Origin of the sequence: Methanosarcina sp. MTP4 (assembly GCF_000970045.1) — an archaeon.
In the GTDB taxonomy this organism is placed as follows: domain Archaea; phylum Halobacteriota; class Methanosarcinia; order Methanosarcinales; family Methanosarcinaceae; genus MTP4.
The window spans coordinates 3,650,118-3,666,106 of sequence record NZ_CP009505.1 but is presented as its reverse complement, the minus strand read 5'-3'; the positions used below and the strand labels follow the sequence as shown (position 1 = coordinate 3,666,106).

The following is a 15,989-nucleotide window of genomic DNA, read 5'->3' as shown; positions in this document are numbered from 1 at the left end:
GACTTTTTTCGGAATCGAATCCCTCTCTTCTGTAAGTTTTTAACATATTTATATTTTCTAATTTATTATTCTATTCTAAGTAACCACTTCCAGAGTGGGAGGTGCCTGATTCCTTCATTTTCTTTTTCAATATCTTTTGTAATCAGGACCAGTTCTTTAACTGCCGGGCCGAATGTCTTTGCAAATCCAAGCAGGGCTTTTGTCTCAGCTTGTTCGGGCCTGTCTTTGTAGGATACGTTTATTGCGCAAAGGGAACCGTTTTCTCTTCTGATGACAAACTTAACTTCTCCCCTGCTGCCTTCCCAGTAAGATGGTTCATACCCCTTGCGCTGAAGTTCCATGAAAACAAGGTTTTCGGCAAGCTTCCCTTCAGACTCCGAGCTTATGAAGCCCGCGGCATTCCTGAGTCCATTATCGATACAGTATATTTTTTTGTTTTTTCTCCCTCCGACTTTTCCGGAAGGGCTGAAGTGCTGAGCCTCTAAAAGGAGTTTCGCCTGTTCGGCATAGTAGATATATTCTTTCAGGGTGGAAAAATCCAGCTTAAGGGACCTGCCAAGTTTTCTGTATGAGTAAGGTGCAGTGAAATTGGCCAGGAAGTGGTGGACAAGTTCCTGCAGTACCCTGGCATTTCTTACTTCATTCTGGAGGACAATGTCCCTGTACATGATACTGTCAAAGTATGCCAGCAGGTGTTCGGTTTTGAGGTTTTCGTCCTTTTCAAGGGCAACCTGGGAAAAGCCCCCTTCATGCAGGTAAACTTTCAGCAGGTTCATTATCCTGTACTTGCTTTCTTCCAGAGCTTCCGGGTTTTTCAGGGACTCTTCAAGGGGAAACCCCCTGAAAAGAAGGTATTCGGAAAAGTCGAGGGGATATATGGGGACTTTCCGGTAGCTTCCTCTCCCCATGAGGGCTGAGAGTTTGCATTCAAATAACCGGGCCGAAGAGACTGAAAGGATGATCATGCACTCTTTTTTGCCTTGCAGCACCTGGATTTCCTCTTCCCATCCCTGCATGTTTTGGATTTCATCAAATATCAGGACGGTGCCTTTTTCGCTGCAAATGTCCCTTTTATACGTTTCCAGGACATTTCTCAGGGGATTTTCAAGAAAAGCAAACGTGGGGTTTTCAAAGTCGACAAAAAGAATTTTTTCCGGGGAGATTTTCTCCGCTTCCATCAGTTCCCGGACAGTCTGGTACAGCAGGGTCGTTTTTCCCGAATGTCTGATCCCGTCCAGGACAACGAGTTCGCCGTCTTCCAGAAACTCCATTATTTTTGTAACATACTTCTCTCTCTTGATACCCTTTTTAAATTCCCTGTTCGCCCACCAGGGGTTTGAATCGGTGAGAATTTCCACCAGTTCAGGCATGATTTTTTTATTATGTCATAATTGTACATAAATTTGCTGTAAGAGGGGTTGTATTAATTATTTGCAGGTTGCAAAAAGAGGGTTGGATAATTGCTGTGAATCGTTTTTCGCATTTTTCACTGCAGGTCCAGGTTTTATCCGATTAGCTGTAGTTTTGTTTGATAAAATCCATGAAATTTGATTGCTTTGTTAAATTCTAAATCCCGCAAAACTGGGCAATAAAAACAGATTAGTTATTCTCTCTGATAGTTTAGTCCTGTCAGTGCTCGCTGGTCAATACCCTTGCCATAAGTGACTTTTTCATGTCCACCGCGTCATTCGGGCAAAGTTCTCTGCAGCAGTAACAGAGGATGCATTTTTCTGGGTTGATCCGGTAGCTTCCGTCTGTCAGCTTCTCCACAGCCTGCGGAGAGCAGTTAAGGTAGCAGGCCCCACAGCGGATACATTTTTCCTGATTGATCCGGGGCCGGATGGTGAAGAGTTTTCCGAAATGGCGGGTAAGGAAAGGGGGGGCTGTGCTGATACCACCGCTCGAAGGTTTGAATTTCATTTTCACTTCTTTTAGCGGGGTTCCCACCACAAGGGGGCAGTGGTTCCCGAATCCTTTTTTGAGGGCTCCGGCGGTTGTGGGGATTTGAATGGGGTCAAAACCGATCATTTCTGCGGCTATGATGTCAAGGGCTACGCAGTCGGAGCTTGCCAGAACCACGCCTGAATTTACGGTTTTTCCATGGGAAGGACCTTTTCCTTCCATCCCCAGGATTCCGTCCATAACTGCAAACCGGGGTTTGATGATCGAGTAAATGTCTGCAACAGCTTCCCCGAAAAGGTCCCGTTTGCCAAGGAAGTGTGCTTCTTTTCGTGTGTTCAGGGGAAGCGCCCCAAAAAAGTTCTTGACTGCCCCTGTATAATAGGTAAGTTCGTGAGTCTTGAGTTTCGGGAGGGAGATGACAACATCGGCTTCAAGGACCGGTTTTGCCAGGTAGAGTTCCGAGAACTGCAGAGGATCCGGGACCTTCACCTTTGTAAAACCTGCGGTTTCAAAATTAACTATTTCGGCTCCGGATTTTAGGGCTGCTTCTTCGATCCCCGAGGCTTTCAGGGCTTTTGCAGTCGCTCCGGGCCTGGAGATTCCTGCTCCGTCTCCGACTACCGGAACTCCACCTGCCTCGTACACTAATTCGCACATTGCGGCTACTATTGTGGGGTGGGTAGTGACAGCCGCTTCCGGAGGGCTTGCTGTAAGGATGTTCGGTTTCAGGAGCACCTGGTCTCCGGGGGAAATTATATCGCCCAGCCCACCTACGAGGTCTACAGCTTCAACTATGGCTTTTTTTGCATTGGAATAATCAGGGCAGCGGACTATGGAGACTTTACTCATGTTTGCAAAAATTGGTATTATTTATTTTTATGTTGTCTTCTCTACTTCAAAAACTTATTCTCAAAAGCTTGCTTTTTAAAACTTGCCTTTAAAAACTTGCCTTTAAAAACTTGCCTTTAAAAACTTGCCTTTAAAAACTTACTTTTTCCGGTAATCCCCAAACCCATTTTATACGTCTTTATTCCCTTTTCATCCCTCTATTTTCTCAGCGCATGATTTCTCTTTTCGCTATCTTTCACTTCTCCATCACAATACTTTTGTAAGATCATATTTTATCTCTTATTCATTATATGATTACAATATCCTGAATACTGCAATCTTTGGGATTTCCCACCTGTCATGGGGATTTCTTCTTATTGAAAAGGTGAAGACAATTATGCTTGAAATCTATTGTGATTCTTCCTACAACGAAAATGAAGACTCCTATATCGGCTGCACGGTTCTCAGAGGTGGCAGGCAGATCCACCAGTCCACCACAAGGGTTCCCGCAAGCCCTGAAAATAACCTTGAATGCGAGCTTGATGCCCTGGATTTTGCCGTGTCTCTTGCCAGGATTTTTTGTGGAACTGATAAAGAAATCTTCATTTACAACGATTCTACGGAAGCAGTAAGGGCTTTTCAGGCTAAACGGGTTGAAATCGAAAAGGAATTCCCGGGTTCCGGAGTCAGCCTCAATTTTGAATATATTCCCCGGGAAAAGGTTCATCAGGCAACAGCAGATAGCCTCTCCAAAAAGTTTCCTGTATTTTTCCTGGATGTCCTATCCTTTGAAGTTGAATCTTTTTCGAGGCGGGAAGATATCCTTTCCGACATTGCTCGAAACGAGCGCAGCGTTTTCTACCTGGAGAAGGTGCCGGAAGAATCAACGAATAAGAAGACCTGCTACAGGCTGGTCATCCGTTCCTTTAAAAAGATTCTTTCCGATGACAGGCTTTATCCGATAAAAAAGGGTGGTCCGGGAACTCAGGTCCGGGCCGCCGAACAAATCCGTAAAGACCTCTCTGACCCTGAAATCCGCTCCGATCTTGAAGTAAAAGGGGTCAGGCTTGAAAATTCTTACTTCCTGCTTACGGACGAGACCTGGGGGCTCCGTGGGACGGACAACCAGGCACAGTCTATCCTGCCCACCACAGTCCCTCACAGGATCATATGCGACGAGGTGGACCGGTCTCCCGAAAACCTCTTCATGAGGGCTGAACGCTTCAGCTAATTTCAATAGCCAGATTTGTTTATTCTCAGTGGTTAACCCGGCGGGACTTAATTGCTGTACATACTAATAAACAGAAATCCCAGAAACCCTATAACTCTAAACCCTATAACTCTAAACCCTATAACTCTAAACTCATAACCCTAACCACCAAAAACCCCAAACCCGAGAAATCATGAAATCCATAGATTACAAATTGCAGCTTTTGCTTACGGTTTTTATCAGTTCCCTGCTCCTTGGAAACATCCTTGGGAGCAAGTTGATCAGTGTATTTGGCATTATAACCTCAGTTGGCTTTTTCGGATACCCCGTGACTTTCCTCATCACGGATATTGTGGAAGAGGTTAAAGGAAAGGAAGTCACCAGGGTTTTCGTGCATGCCGGATTCCTGGCCCTTTGCATCGCAGTGTTTTTTGTCTTTTTCAGTACTAATTTTCCACCTGCTGCCCAGTATACGAGCAATGAAGCTTTCAACAATGTTTTTTCAAGTTCCCTGCGGCTGATAGTGGCAAGTCTTATGGCTTTTCTCATAGGCCAGTACCACGATCTCTGGGCTTTCAACTTCTGGAAACAAAAGACAAACGGAAAGCATCTCTGGCTCAGGAACAACCTCTCAACGATCGTTTCCCAGTTGATCGATTCCCTGGTGTTCATGTTTGTCGCTTTCTACCACCAGACCCCGGAAATGGGCGCTGCCTTTGTTTTCTCCATGGCTATGCCTTACTGGGTCCTTAAAGTTGTCTTTGCTCTGCTCGATACTCCCTTTGTGTACCTTGGGGTCAGGTGGCTTTCATCTGATGTTGAGGACAGTCTCTCGGATTCAGGTGATTCCAGGGGAACGAGAGTTTCCAATGGTTAAGGCTGTAAAGGGGGAACTTAGAACCGGGTCAAAAAGAACCTGGTGAACTACCTCTCCCTGCCTCCTTAGGAATCGAGGAAGGGGACTTCCCACCTTCGGAGTTAAAAAATTTTCAGAATAAGCCGTTTAAGGCTCCCCAATATTTATAGGATTCCCGCCCTATGTTATATTGGGGGTGCTTACACAGTGGTAAAAGAGCCTGAGATTAAATTGGGGGGAGTAGAGGTGGCAGTTCATTCTGCGCAGAAAGAGGCGCCTGAAAAAGGCGCAAAAGGTCCGGAAATGGGTGGAGATAAACCGGAACCCCTGAAGCCAGGAGGGGAAGAGTTCTGCAAGTCCTGTCTTGATATGCCTGAAGAGCAGCGTAAATCCATTATTCTGGAAATTCAGCAGCTGACCGAAAAGATCCTGAGGGCCCATGGACTGGTCAAAAAGCTTGAAGACCTGCTTAAAGGGGAATGGTTTCTGAAACTCGGAAAACCCGGGTTTTCGAAAAAATTCGTAGCCGCAAAAAACGGGGAGGAGATTTTTGTGGGGCTTTACAGTTATTCTAACGGGACACCGATTCCTGATCCGAACCTTGTTTTACTTTCCCAGTACGGCTTCTGGTATCCCCAGCGGATTGAGGAGCAGTTTGATGAGACTGTCTGTTCCTTCTTTACGGGAGCTTACGGGGATTACGAGTACCTGAACGTTATCCCTGAAAACGTGGTAAAATTCCAGGCTTTCCAGAGGGATTTTTCAAAAGTTCTCGAGGAACACGGTTGGGATAGGCCGGATGTTGAAGTAATTGAAAAGATCATGCCCAAAGATTGACCATTCTCAGGACTGGACACTCTCAAGGAAGCTCATGTTCAGGAGATTATCATGCCAGAGGAATGGTCTTACTCAGTGCATGATTACAGGGCCTGGTCATTTAACTTGTGCTGGAAGCCCTGATCTTTATTTTTTTCCTTTTTTCTTTCCTCTTTTTGTATTTTGCCTGCAGGATCTTTTTCCATTCAGAATATTTTGACATCCGGGATTTTTTACCATTCTGAATGTTTTACCTTTAAGGTTATTTTTTCCTTTTTACCTACGGAACATAAATTGCCTATCCACAGAATATATAAATCTTGAGAACATACGCAAATTCAGATACATCAGTCGCTTTTACATATATCCCTCTTATAATGCTTTTCAGAAGGTTTTCTATGCTTTCAAAGAAATTAGATTGCATCTTATCAAAAAAATCCGAAGATATTCCTCCTTTCTATGTAATGGAAGTCCTGGAAAGTGCCCAGGCCCTGGAAGCTGAGGGGAGAAACATCATCCACCTGGAAATCGGAGAGCCTGACTTTCCCACCGCCCCCCATATTTGTGAAGCCGCTACCGCTGCCATGGCAAGGGGGAATACGAAGTACACCCACAGCCAGGGGCTCCTTTTTCTCAGGGAGGCAATTGTGGAGTCTTACCGGCAAAAGTTTGGAGTGGACCTGAGCCCTGAACAGGTGATCGTAACCTCCGGGACAAGCCCGGGCCTTCTGATGGTCTTCATGGCTCTGCTTGAAAGCCGGGACGAAGTGATCATGTCCAACCCTTACTACGCCTGCTACCCGAACTTCGTGAAATATCTGGGCGGCACGCCTGTCTATGTTTACACAAACGAGACAAAGGGCTTTGCCCTGGAACCCGAGACCGTGCGCCAGTACCTGAGCCCTAACACCAAAGCCATTCTGGTCAATAGTCCCGCAAACCCAACCGGGCACGTGATGTCCGCAGAAAGCCTTAGGGGGCTTGCCGAAATTGCGGAGGAGCTTAATATTCCGATTATTTCTGACGAGATTTACCAGGGCCTTGTTTACAGCGGAGAGGAGCACAGTATTCTGGAATACACGGACAAAGCCTTTGTCCTGAACGGCTTTTCAAAGCTCTATGCCATGACCGGGTGGCGGCTTGGCTACATCATCTGTCCCAAAGAGTGCGTCCGCGCCCTGCAAAAACTACACCAGAACTTCTTCATCTGTGCAAATGCTTTTGTTCAGGAAGCCGGAGTCGCTGCCCTGAAAGGCCCTCAGGACCACGTGGCCGAGATGGTTGAAACTTACAATGTACGCCGTCAGTATGTGCTCAAACGCCTCATCGAGATCGGCCTGGACGTCAGGAGTGAGCCCATGGGCGCTTTTTATGTCCTCGCTGATGCCCGCAAGTTCAGCAACGACTCTCTTGAACTTAGCCGCCGCATCCTCTACGAAGCCGGCGTTGCCGTAACCCCCGGAATTGACTTTGGGGACGGAGCCGAAGGCTACTTGCGCTTTTCCTATGCCAACAGCCTTGAAAATATAAAAGAAGGGATGGACCGACTGGCTGCGTTCTTCGAGAAAGAGCTTGAGGTCTGAAGGTAAAGGAAATTTTTTCTCGCTCTTTCCTTACCTCTTTCACTTTTTTCTTACTCTTTTTAATCTTTGTCTTTCTTTTTTACGGTATACTTGAATTCTGGCTCGGACATTTTTTCCAGTTCAACAAGTTTGACTGGTTCTGCTTCAGTTCCTGATTCCACTCCCTCTTCCACTTCTACTTCCATATCTACCTGGCCGGGGATTTCTTTCTCTCTGGATGTGTGTGTTTCCCACACTTTCTCTTTTTCTTTCTCTTTCTTTTCTCTTTTCCCAACTGCCTCGAGTTTCTTTTTGTATTTTTCCAGAGAACTGATTTCAGTCGGGACCTTGAATTCCGGAATTTCAGGTTTCTTTTTTATGAAAACGCCACCTACAAGCAGAATCAGGACCGCAGCCAGGTACACTAAAATGCTCAGGTGAAGCTTTTCCTTAAGCACGAAAGGCTCATCGTAGGAAACATTCACTTCTTTTGAAACCGTCCCGTATCCGGTTTTCTTGATTTTCAACGAGTGTGTTCCCTCGTCTGCATGGAAGACCACCGGTGTGATTCCTTTGTATTTCCCATCAAGGTAAACGCTTGCCTCGCCGGGTTTGGAAGAGATGCTGCAGACCCCTTCTTTAAAGCTGAGCTTTTTCGAGATCACAGACGTTTCTCCGGGTCGAACAAGAACACGCTCAAAGACGTCGTCATACCCCTCCTGCTCAAGCAACACTTCATAGAATCCGGGGGGTACATCGGTTAGCCGGGCAGGAGTTGTTCCCCTGGAGATCTCATTTATGTATATTTCTGAGCCATTTGGGGTAGTTGTGATTTCGATCTTTCCTGAATCAGCCTCTTCTTTAACTGCATTTTCGAGCTCTTCATCTGCGGAGCTGTTTTGCTGTGCCGTTGTATCACTGCCATTTTCATTCTGGCCGGGGCTGGCTGCAGATGTATCGGCAAGAGCATTTCCGACTGATACGGAAGTGAGGATCAGGAGAATGAAAATTAAACTGGCAAGGGGTTTTTTGAACCCTCTCAATTTCAGATAGGATTTATGGTTTATTGAGGATCCCTTCGTTTTGAGCAATCTATATCCGTAACTGGCTTTATTCGATTTGATTTGATATTTTCAGTTATATCTTCAGCTGATATCTTATTGCTTATTTTCTATTAAACATATTACATGTCTGCTACCCGGTAATTTTTTCTTATCTTATATATTTATATCTCCTTTCCCTTTTTTTCACCTACTTTTGCTCCCCTTGTTCAGATTTGAGAATCCGCAAATCACGTCCCTGACCCGGCAGCAACAGTTCCTTGCTTTTCGAAATCCTGAAGGCTGCTCTGGTTCCTGGAATCTTTTTCCGGGCAGAAAACTCCCAGGATCATCCAGGTCCCGTACCTGAAATGTGTCCCCATGATAAAGTAAAGGTCCCTCTCCTGCATTCGTTCGAAGAACTCTTCGCGTATCTTCTTTTCCACCACCCCCGTATTCTGCTCACTCCTTATCATCTTCCTTGAGGTTTCGTTTAATTCCCAGTCCAGCACGATAATTTTGTGCCCCCTGCAGGCTTCTTCCCCTTCGCACCTGAAAACATACCTGAGTTCAACCGGCATTTTCACTTTTTCCCGCTTTTCCAGGAAATCGCCCATAAGGTTAAAGTACTGCTGCCTATCGTGGACCTCTGTACTGTTTACCCTGATCTCAACATCCAGAAGTTCCGGCTTAACCACTCCCAGGCTCGCTCCTTCGATGTTCAGCCTCTCAACCGAGGTTGCCAGAGGCAGGACAAGCTCCCTGATCTCTCTGTTCTTCAGGGGTTGTTCCAGGTTTACATAATCAAGCACCTTCCTGCTCTCCCATCTCAGGTCATGCTCCGGCTTTGTAACCGTGACTTCCATCCGGTCATTTCTCCCGAAATCCACCAGCCCCTCGCCGTATCTGTATTTAAGAGGATACAGTCTCCTTAGTTCTCCGTCTTTGTTGATGCCGGTAACTCCTACAACATGCCCCTGTCTTTCGCTTTTTTCTGGAGTAGCTTTGACAAGGACGATTATTTCTTCTTTTTCTCGTTTCAAGGGGGTGGCCTCCGGGTTGTTTTTGAGCAGGTATTTATTTTTCAGCTGGTAGTTGTTTTTTGAGCAGGTAAAAGTAGATTGGATTTGGGGGATATTAACCGTTGAGGAAGCGAAGTGAAAGTATTGAGGAAAAGTAAAGTAACTGTTGTCTTCAAAAAAGGAAAAGAAGGTAAGGATGATGCTTGTTTTAAAGTATTGTTTTTGAGACTTCACCTCACTCTCTCAAAGATGCCCGCAAAGAGACTCCAGATACCTCCTTCTTTACTTTCGTCCGAACCATCGACTTTCATGAAGCTTTTTGATTGGGCGCTATTGTTGCCGGCTGCTTCCCACGTCTTGAAGACTTCTTCCGAGGCCTGGCCTCCTCCTCTGGCGGATATTGTGTCGTTGCCGGTGAATATGCCGTAGTAGCACCAGGTGGCTGTCCCGTTTGCGTTGGTCAGGCTCGTGCCGGAGGTTCCCAGGTGGGGACCGTCGCTTACGACGAAGGTGATCATTTCCCCGGCTCTCGGGGCTCCGCTTTCATCGACCAGTCTTGCTCTCACTATGTGGGAACTGCCAATGCTATTGGTGGCTGAGCGGGGTTCCAGGGTAAGCAGGGTAGAAGCTCCTTCGGCGGCTTCCCAGGTCTTGGTGACTTCGTTTGAGGTTTCCCCTCCGCCTGTAGCAACTATGGTGTCTGTGCCCGGAGTTATCCCGTAGGACCATGTGGCGGTTCCGTTAGCATCCGTTATTGCGGTGGCTGAAAGCCCGGCAAACGGTCCGTCGCTTACATTGAAAGTTATCGTCTCATTGGGTGCGGGAGTCCCGTTTTCATTGGTGAGGACGGCTTTCACTATATGTTCAGTGCCGAGTACGTTGGTTGCAGATTCGGGTTCCAGAACCAGTCTGGGCTCTGCTGCGCCCCCTTCTTCCCATACCTTTGTTACCTTGTTAGAGGTCTCTCCTCCGCCTGTAGCAACTATGGTATCAGATCCGGCTTCAGTTCCGGTGTAGTTCCAGGTGGTTATGCCGTTTTCGTCAGTCGTGCCCGTGCCTGTTGTCCCGTTATTGGGGCCGGCTGTTACGTTGAAGCTTATGTTTTCCCCGGCTATCGGAGTTTCGTTTTCGTCGACTAATGTGGCGGTCAGGGCGTGGGTCTCGCCGATATTGTTGGTTGCGGATTCAGGTTCCAGCGTAAGCCTCGGAGAGACGAAGCTCTCGGCCCTTATGATCACGTTGGAGTCCAGCGCAAAGTCTCCTGCATCAGCGATAGCCATTCTGATACTGTTTGTCTCATCAGGGTTAACTTCGGCTGTAGCGGTCAGGACCACCGTTAGACCGTCCATCTCGGTATTTATTTCCCCTCCCCCGTCACTCAGGTCGTTGTTGATGTAGTATTCCGGATTGCTCGCGTTCGTGCCGAAGGGATTCCCGTTATTGACATTGTTGATAGCAACCGCTGTGGTGGTACCCGGAATCAGAGCTATGTTCTCTCCGTTGACAAAGAATCCGAAAACATCGTTAAACTGCGTGTTAACATATTCGTTGTATTCATCGGAGGTAAATACGTATTCGAATTGTATGATCCCTGTCTCGGGCACAAAATCAAATTCAAGAACTGTGGCGTCAAAGGTCTGGAAGCCCGGGATAAGGGCATCAAGGTCAGGATCTCCCGGCAGGCCGTTTACAGCTGTTATGGAATCCTCTTCATTCGGGCCTGTTACAAATGAGATGTTTCCGGTGCTTAGAATGATCCCGTTTTCAAAGCCGATTATCCCTTCTCCTCCGGTGAAGGTCCCGGCTGCTACGTTTGCCCCTGTTAACGTAACGTTAGAAACAGCAACTCCTTCCCCAAGCAAATTATTCACGAGGTCTTCTGCTGTCAGTCCCGAATTCAGGTCCGCTGTCACGATCCCCTCGGAATCTTCCTGGAAGGTTATTTTGCTTTCCCCTTGCCTGGGAATATTTGTAATTTCTTCTCCATATACCATACTTGCAGCTAGCGCCGTCAGGATAATAAGTATTCCTGAGAACGCTAATATTCTTCTTTTCTCCATATGCTCCCCCCCTTTAACTGGGCATTTGATGCATTCACCACACTGCCCTGGCGGTAAACCCCCTGCATCTCGGATTTTTCAAAGTGTGGTTTTATTGTGGATTCTTAGGCCGGAAATTCTATCTTACCGGTGTTTTACTCTAAAAATTATATTTTCTTCAAAATATCTATTGTTTTTTATATATATCCCCCGGGATTAATTATCCTGATCAATGATACCTTTTCCACCTCCTATTTTCAGTCTAAAAGCAGTATTCGGATTGAGAATGCCTGGAAAACTCTTTTGTATGGGCAAAAGGATTGGCTGAACACAGGATTATCTGACCTCAAATCGGGCTAAATAATTCTGAATAAAACATGATGACTTAAAAACGGATCAGCTAAAAAAGGTTTAAGATAATGGATTTCCTGTTAATCGTTGGAAAATCGAAGCGTATTTTAGCATGAAACTCAGACGTATTTCAGCATTAAATGTAGACGTATTTAGCATGGAAAAAAAATATTTATATTTTAAACAACTAATTCTTTTAGAATGTATTAAAATAAAGGTAAAATAAAGGTGGGGCTGGTGAGATTCGAACTCACGATCGACGGGTCTCTCCGAACAACTGCCTCAACAGTTTTAGTTCTATGAGCATCAATCAGTGCTCCAACGGCTCCTCATCGTCCTTCCCCGTCGGGAAGAACTCGGTAGACCCGTTGTTCATCATTTTATCCGCTGGAGCCCGTCGCCATACCGGGCTAGGCCACAGCCCCTTATAAGGGTAAGCGTATGAACATCTACTTTCTATGTTATATAGTTGTCGGCAAGGTCTGGCTTTTTTTGTGGGGTATGGATGGTTTACTGTTCACTAAAATTCGATTTGTGAGTTTGAAGGAAGTTTTTCCGGGATCCGGACGTCAAAGGTTAATTCGGGGGCAGTAGACGGAAAATCGCAATTTTCTCATGTAATCAATTTTTTATTCATCTTTAAAATAATTTTTTTATGAACTTCGTGGTGACGTTTTTTATGGGACAATCTAGCTTTTTCTTTCTGAGAGTTTGTAATATGGTTTATATTTTTAATCTCGTATTTTATAATGATATTTAATTATATTTATATATTATAAAATTTGGTTTTCTATTAATAATCATTACAATTCCGGGGGCAAAAACATGAATGATGATCTGGAACTTGATGCAATAGATTGCAAATTTGGTAAAATGTTAGATGACAAATTGTCTGAAAGTTTGGGCAAAGACCGGAAGGTTTCACTCTCTAATGATCTGAACCTATCTTCCCCCGGACCATTCCAAAATAGTTGTGACTTTTCGGGGTTTGAATCATCCAAGAAAGGTTTCTGTGTTCAGGGAGGGGGATTTTCGAGTAGTTTTTCCTCGTTTGCAGGCGAAACTTCTGCAAATAATTTTGATGCCTCTGGACAGGGTGAATATTTCACGGGTCTGAACCGCTTTTTGGATGAATCCTTTCTGAAAGGTTTTGACACTTTCATGCGGAATACCTTTTCGAACAATTCCCGGTTTGCATTTGGTTTTCCCATTATCTTCATCGGTGCGGAAGCCTACCAGGCCTCCAGGTGGCTCGGGATTTCCCTGGTCATAGCCGGCATCTCTTTGCTGGGTATCGGGCAGTACTACCGGGAATATCCGGAAGGGCTGGATGGGTGACCTGCTGCTTGAAAAAGTGGTTAATGTAATTGTTGTTGCAATTTTTATAATCGTTATTATTGTTGCAACTCTTTATGCGTGATTTTTCCGCTGCTAGGGCCGGCTTCCTTGCCGGTTTCCGGTTTTAATGCCTTGATTTCAGCATTTATGGATTTCAGTATTTTCCAATTTTATCGGCAGTTAAATATTTTCAATTTTTCTATTAGAAAAAAAGTATGCACTGTTTCACTATATTCTACAAAGTAGCACATTCAGTACTTCCTCTCCCCGAATATGGCAGAACCCACACGCACCATCGTGGCTCCTTCCTCGATGGCAGTCATGTAGTCGCTGGACATGCCCATTGATAGTTCCCTGAGATCGATGTTGTCCCGGTTTTCCTGCTTCATTTCATCAAAAAGGGTCTTCATCTTCCTGAAATATGGACGAGTTTGTTCAGAAGGTAGAAAAGGAGGGATGCACATGAGGCCTTCCAAACGGACATTCCCGAGAGAGTGAATCTCATCTATTGCATTTTTTATTTCACCGGGTCCGAATCCGTATTTTTGTGACTCGTTGCCGATGTTAACCTGAAGGAAGACCTTCTGTACTTTGTCAATATCCCTGGCTCTCCTGTCAATATTCCTTATTAGCTTCAGGGAGTCAACTGACTGGATAAGATCAAAGAGATCTACGGCTTTTTTGACTTTATTTGTCTGCAGATGGCCTATAAGGTGTGTCTCACAGGGCAGTATATCCTCACACTTGTCCTCATATTCCTGGACCCGGTTCTCTCCGATGATAGCGGCTCCGGCCCTAATAGCCTCATTTATCCTTTCAGGTTCAATCGTCTTGGTGACACAAACTAGCTTTGTGTTTCCGATCTCCTCAAGAGTCAACTTCATATTTTCATAGACTGGCATTACGGTCCCTAAAACTGTTTTTATTCAAAAGTAGGTGTATTTAAATGATTCCAAAGATGACGAAAAAAATCAGATAAAAAAGTAAAAACGCCTGATAAAATAAAGCGTTTTTATTTTGTATATTCGATGTTTGATCGATACTGACCTTTAACCGATTATCAATCTTTAACCGGCTACCGTTTCTTATGATATTTATTCAGTAGTCACTTCGTCGAATTCCGCTTCATTGGCTTCAGCTTCTTCTTTTGTGGCGCGCACGATTCCATCCTTGTGATGCGCCGGAGAATAGATGGTATAGAGTTTCAGGTCCGAAGTTGCCGAAGTGTTGATAACATTGTGCTGAGCGCCTGCTGGCACCACAACCGCAACCCCGTCAGCAAGTTCATACTCGTTGCCGTCAATTATGCACTTCCCCTGCCCACTCTCAAAACGGAAAAACTGGTCATTTTCCTCATGCACTTCCATCCCGATTTCTTCCCCGGGTTTGAGGCTCATAAGTACCAGCTGGCTGTGCTTTGAAGTATAAAGCACCTTGCGAAAATTCCCATTTTCCAGAGTGGCATCTTCGATATCGATTGAAAATCCCCTCATGCCTTCGAATTAATAGTTAATTGTATTAAAATCATTTGAGATCAAAATTTACTATAAACTAAATGAGTAAAATAAATCGATAAACTGAGCAAATAAAAAAATAAGTAAAGACTGTTTATCCCAGGCACCAAATTTTACGTTTCCATTTTTACTTCCCAGAGTATCTTTTTACTTTTGATTCGGGAAAAGCCGGACTTCGTCCGGGACAGGAACGAACGAAGAAGGCTATTCCGGTAAGACCGGGAAATCATTTATTTTGTTCAATGTATCGGGATTTTGCTTCCTGGATTATATTGACTGCTGCTTCGAGACCATCCCAACCAATGACCTTCACGTGTTTATGCTCTAAATGCTTATAAGTTTCAAAAAAGTGAGTGATTTCTTTTAAGAGATGAGGAGGGACCTGGTCGATTGATTCTATATAATTCCATAAGGGGTCACCCTTTGGAACACAGAGTATCTTGTCATCTACTCCTTTATCATCTTCCATGGCAAATAATGCAATCGGATGTACATCTATTACACATCCCGGAAATGTAGGTTCCCACATTAAAACCAGGACATCTAAAGGGTCGCCGTCAAGTGCCAGAGTATCAGGAAAAAAACCATAATCACAGGGATACATCATTGAAGAAAAAAGCATTCTGTCGAATTTAATCACTTTCCTTTCCTTATCGTACTCATATTTGTTCCGACTTCCTTTCGGAATTTCGACAACCACGCTTTCGACTTGCCTTTCACTCATATAAACACTTCCCATATATTAACTAACTGCTTTGAAATGATTGCAACTATTATGTGTTCTGAAGGGCTATTAGCAGATATTACCAGATAATAATGGAAGAAATACAAATACATTTTATAAAAATGTGAGTGTGCCCACATAAGCAGACACCCCTATTCAATTACCGTTCTCATTCACGCCCTCGTTTCCATTAATTGTGAGCATGATTTCCTTGAAACTTGCCAGTGAAGCCTCCATATTCTCGATGATCTCGGTTGCAAGCACATCGGGGTCCGGAAGGTTGTCCAGGTCAGCGAGACTTTTGTCTTTGAGCCAGAAGATGTCCAGGTTCAGTATTTCACAAATTTTCATCCTTCTAAAGTGAAAATATTTTTCATACTACGTGGAAGTGTCTGTAGACAGGAATTCTGCTCATTTTGTCTCAAAACAGTATCATGACGTTGCTTGTTAAATATCTAAAATGAAAAGCTGAGAAAAACAGTAAAAAAAGAGGAAACAACATCTATACGCTTTAACTTTGATTAAAATAGTCAATAAAGGGTTCACAAGGTTTGGTCTGCAACAATGAAGTTTATTGCGGGATCAGATATTACTCCGTCCTGAATTTGCTTCATTTTAAGCTTACACGTCAATGAAGTAGATTATGGGATCAGCTTTCAGACTGTCCTGAATTTGCTTCATCTCGCAGTTTACGCCATAATGAAGTATATTACGGGATCAGATTTTACTCTGTCCTGAATTTGCTCCAACTTATAGCTACGCGTCAATGAAGTATTATTACGGAGTC

Annotated in this window: 13 protein-coding genes, 1 tRNA gene and 1 pseudogene; 5 read left to right on the top strand and 10 right to left on the bottom strand. The window is 44.7% G+C overall.

Annotated features, from left to right (window positions below):
- Positions 1 to 65: 65 nt before the first annotated feature.
- On the bottom strand, positions 66 to 1,370 hold the full coding sequence (locus tag MSMTP_RS15410; RefSeq protein WP_048181250.1) for an ATP-binding protein: 1,305 nt from the start codon (positions 1,368 to 1,370) through the stop codon (positions 66 to 68).
- A gap of 259 nt (positions 1,371 to 1,629) precedes the next feature.
- Positions 1,630 to 2,751 (bottom strand): DUF362 domain-containing protein, encoded by a 1,122-nt coding sequence (locus MSMTP_RS15405; protein ID WP_048181248.1) that lies wholly within the window; start codon positions 2,749 to 2,751, stop codon positions 1,630 to 1,632.
- 376 nt (positions 2,752 to 3,127) lie between these two features.
- On the opposite strand from MSMTP_RS15405, the gene MSMTP_RS15400 reads away from it, so the two are divergent.
- From MSMTP_RS15400 to MSMTP_RS15385, 4 genes are all read left to right on the top strand, one after another.
- Positions 3,128 to 3,961 carry a hypothetical protein gene (locus MSMTP_RS15400; protein WP_048181245.1) on the top strand — a complete coding sequence of 278 codons (834 nt, stop codon included), beginning with the start codon at positions 3,128 to 3,130 and terminating at the stop codon, positions 3,959 to 3,961.
- A gap of 172 nt (positions 3,962 to 4,133) precedes the next feature.
- Entirely contained in the window at positions 4,134 to 4,817 is a 684-nt protein-coding gene (locus MSMTP_RS15395; RefSeq protein ID WP_048181242.1) for a queuosine precursor transporter, read from the top strand.
- Between the two features lie 225 nt (positions 4,818 to 5,042).
- The gene (locus MSMTP_RS15390) at positions 5,043 to 5,633 is read left to right on the top strand and encodes a hypothetical protein (protein ID WP_231582818.1); all 591 of its coding nucleotides are present in this window, start codon (positions 5,043 to 5,045) and stop codon (positions 5,631 to 5,633) included.
- Between the two features lie 377 nt (positions 5,634 to 6,010).
- On the top strand, positions 6,011 to 7,195 hold the full coding sequence (locus tag MSMTP_RS15385) for a pyridoxal phosphate-dependent aminotransferase (RefSeq protein ID WP_048181236.1): 1,185 nt from the start codon (positions 6,011 to 6,013) through the stop codon (positions 7,193 to 7,195).
- Between the two features lie 59 nt (positions 7,196 to 7,254).
- Here the strand turns inward: MSMTP_RS15385 and MSMTP_RS15380 are convergent, their stop codons facing one another.
- The 4 genes from MSMTP_RS15380 to MSMTP_RS19485 form a co-directional block, all read right to left on the bottom strand.
- A complete protein-coding gene (locus tag MSMTP_RS15380; protein WP_082090659.1) occupies positions 7,255 to 8,265 on the bottom strand; it encodes a PEGA domain-containing protein in 1,011 nt (336 codons plus the stop codon).
- 200 nt (positions 8,266 to 8,465) lie between these two features.
- On the bottom strand, positions 8,466 to 9,257 hold the full coding sequence (locus MSMTP_RS15375) for a hypothetical protein (RefSeq protein ID WP_048183777.1): 792 nt from the start codon (positions 9,255 to 9,257) through the stop codon (positions 8,466 to 8,468).
- A gap of 209 nt (positions 9,258 to 9,466) precedes the next feature.
- Positions 9,467 to 11,296 carry a choice-of-anchor L domain-containing protein gene (locus tag MSMTP_RS18160; protein ID WP_082090658.1) on the bottom strand — a complete coding sequence of 610 codons (1,830 nt, stop codon included), beginning with the start codon at positions 11,294 to 11,296 and terminating at the stop codon, positions 9,467 to 9,469.
- A gap of 559 nt (positions 11,297 to 11,855) precedes the next feature.
- Positions 11,856 to 12,051, bottom strand: a tRNA-Trp gene (locus MSMTP_RS19485).
- 400 nt (positions 12,052 to 12,451) lie between these two features.
- On the opposite strand from MSMTP_RS19485, the gene MSMTP_RS15365 reads away from it, so the two are divergent.
- On the top strand, positions 12,452 to 12,964 hold the full coding sequence (locus MSMTP_RS15365; protein WP_048181229.1) for a hypothetical protein: 513 nt from the start codon (positions 12,452 to 12,454) through the stop codon (positions 12,962 to 12,964).
- Between the two features lie 251 nt (positions 12,965 to 13,215).
- Here MSMTP_RS15365 and MSMTP_RS15360 read toward each other — a convergent pair whose 3' ends face one another.
- From MSMTP_RS15360 to MSMTP_RS15345, 4 genes and pseudogenes are all read right to left on the bottom strand, one after another.
- Entirely contained in the window at positions 13,216 to 13,866 is a 651-nt protein-coding gene (locus tag MSMTP_RS15360) for a YggS family pyridoxal phosphate-dependent enzyme (protein ID WP_082090657.1), read from the bottom strand.
- A gap of 192 nt (positions 13,867 to 14,058) precedes the next feature.
- The gene (locus tag MSMTP_RS15355) at positions 14,059 to 14,457 is read right to left on the bottom strand and encodes a cupin domain-containing protein (RefSeq protein ID WP_048181227.1); all 399 of its coding nucleotides are present in this window, start codon (positions 14,455 to 14,457) and stop codon (positions 14,059 to 14,061) included.
- Positions 14,458 to 14,704: 247 nt separating this feature from the next.
- Positions 14,705 to 15,202 carry an inorganic diphosphatase gene (locus tag MSMTP_RS15350; protein ID WP_048181224.1) on the bottom strand — a complete coding sequence of 166 codons (498 nt, stop codon included), beginning with the start codon at positions 15,200 to 15,202 and terminating at the stop codon, positions 14,705 to 14,707.
- Positions 15,203 to 15,358: 156 nt separating this feature from the next.
- A pseudogene (locus MSMTP_RS15345) lies at positions 15,359 to 15,532 on the bottom strand (SAM-dependent DNA methyltransferase); the annotation flags it as partial.
- Positions 15,533 to 15,989 lie beyond the last annotated feature (457 nt).

Excerpts from the sequence above, each read along its gene's own strand:
- MSMTP_RS15400 (WP_048181245.1), top strand. The coding sequence starts at position 3,128 with ATGCTTGAAATCTATTGTGATTCTTCCTACAACGAAAATGAAGACTCC.
- MSMTP_RS15410 (WP_048181250.1), bottom strand. The coding sequence starts at position 1,370 with ATGCCTGAACTGGTGGAAATTCTCACCGATTCAAACCCCTGGTGGGCG.
- MSMTP_RS15350 (WP_048181224.1), bottom strand. The coding sequence starts at position 15,202 with ATGAGTGAAAGGCAAGTCGAAAGCGTGGTTGTCGAAATTCCGAAAGGA.
- MSMTP_RS15405 (WP_048181248.1), bottom strand. The coding sequence starts at position 2,751 with ATGAGTAAAGTCTCCATAGTCCGCTGCCCTGATTATTCCAATGCAAAA.
- MSMTP_RS18160 (WP_082090658.1), bottom strand. The coding sequence starts at position 11,296 with ATGGAGAAAAGAAGAATATTAGCGTTCTCAGGAATACTTATTATCCTG.
- MSMTP_RS15360 (WP_082090657.1), bottom strand. The coding sequence starts at position 13,866 with ATGCCAGTCTATGAAAATATGAAGTTGACTCTTGAGGAGATCGGAAAC.
- MSMTP_RS15355 (WP_048181227.1), bottom strand. The coding sequence starts at position 14,457 with ATGAGGGGATTTTCAATCGATATCGAAGATGCCACTCTGGAAAATGGG.
- MSMTP_RS15385 (WP_048181236.1), top strand. The coding sequence starts at position 6,011 with ATGCTTTCAAAGAAATTAGATTGCATCTTATCAAAAAAATCCGAAGAT.
- MSMTP_RS15395 (WP_048181242.1), top strand. The coding sequence starts at position 4,134 with ATGAAATCCATAGATTACAAATTGCAGCTTTTGCTTACGGTTTTTATC.
- MSMTP_RS15365 (WP_048181229.1), top strand. The coding sequence starts at position 12,452 with ATGAATGATGATCTGGAACTTGATGCAATAGATTGCAAATTTGGTAAA.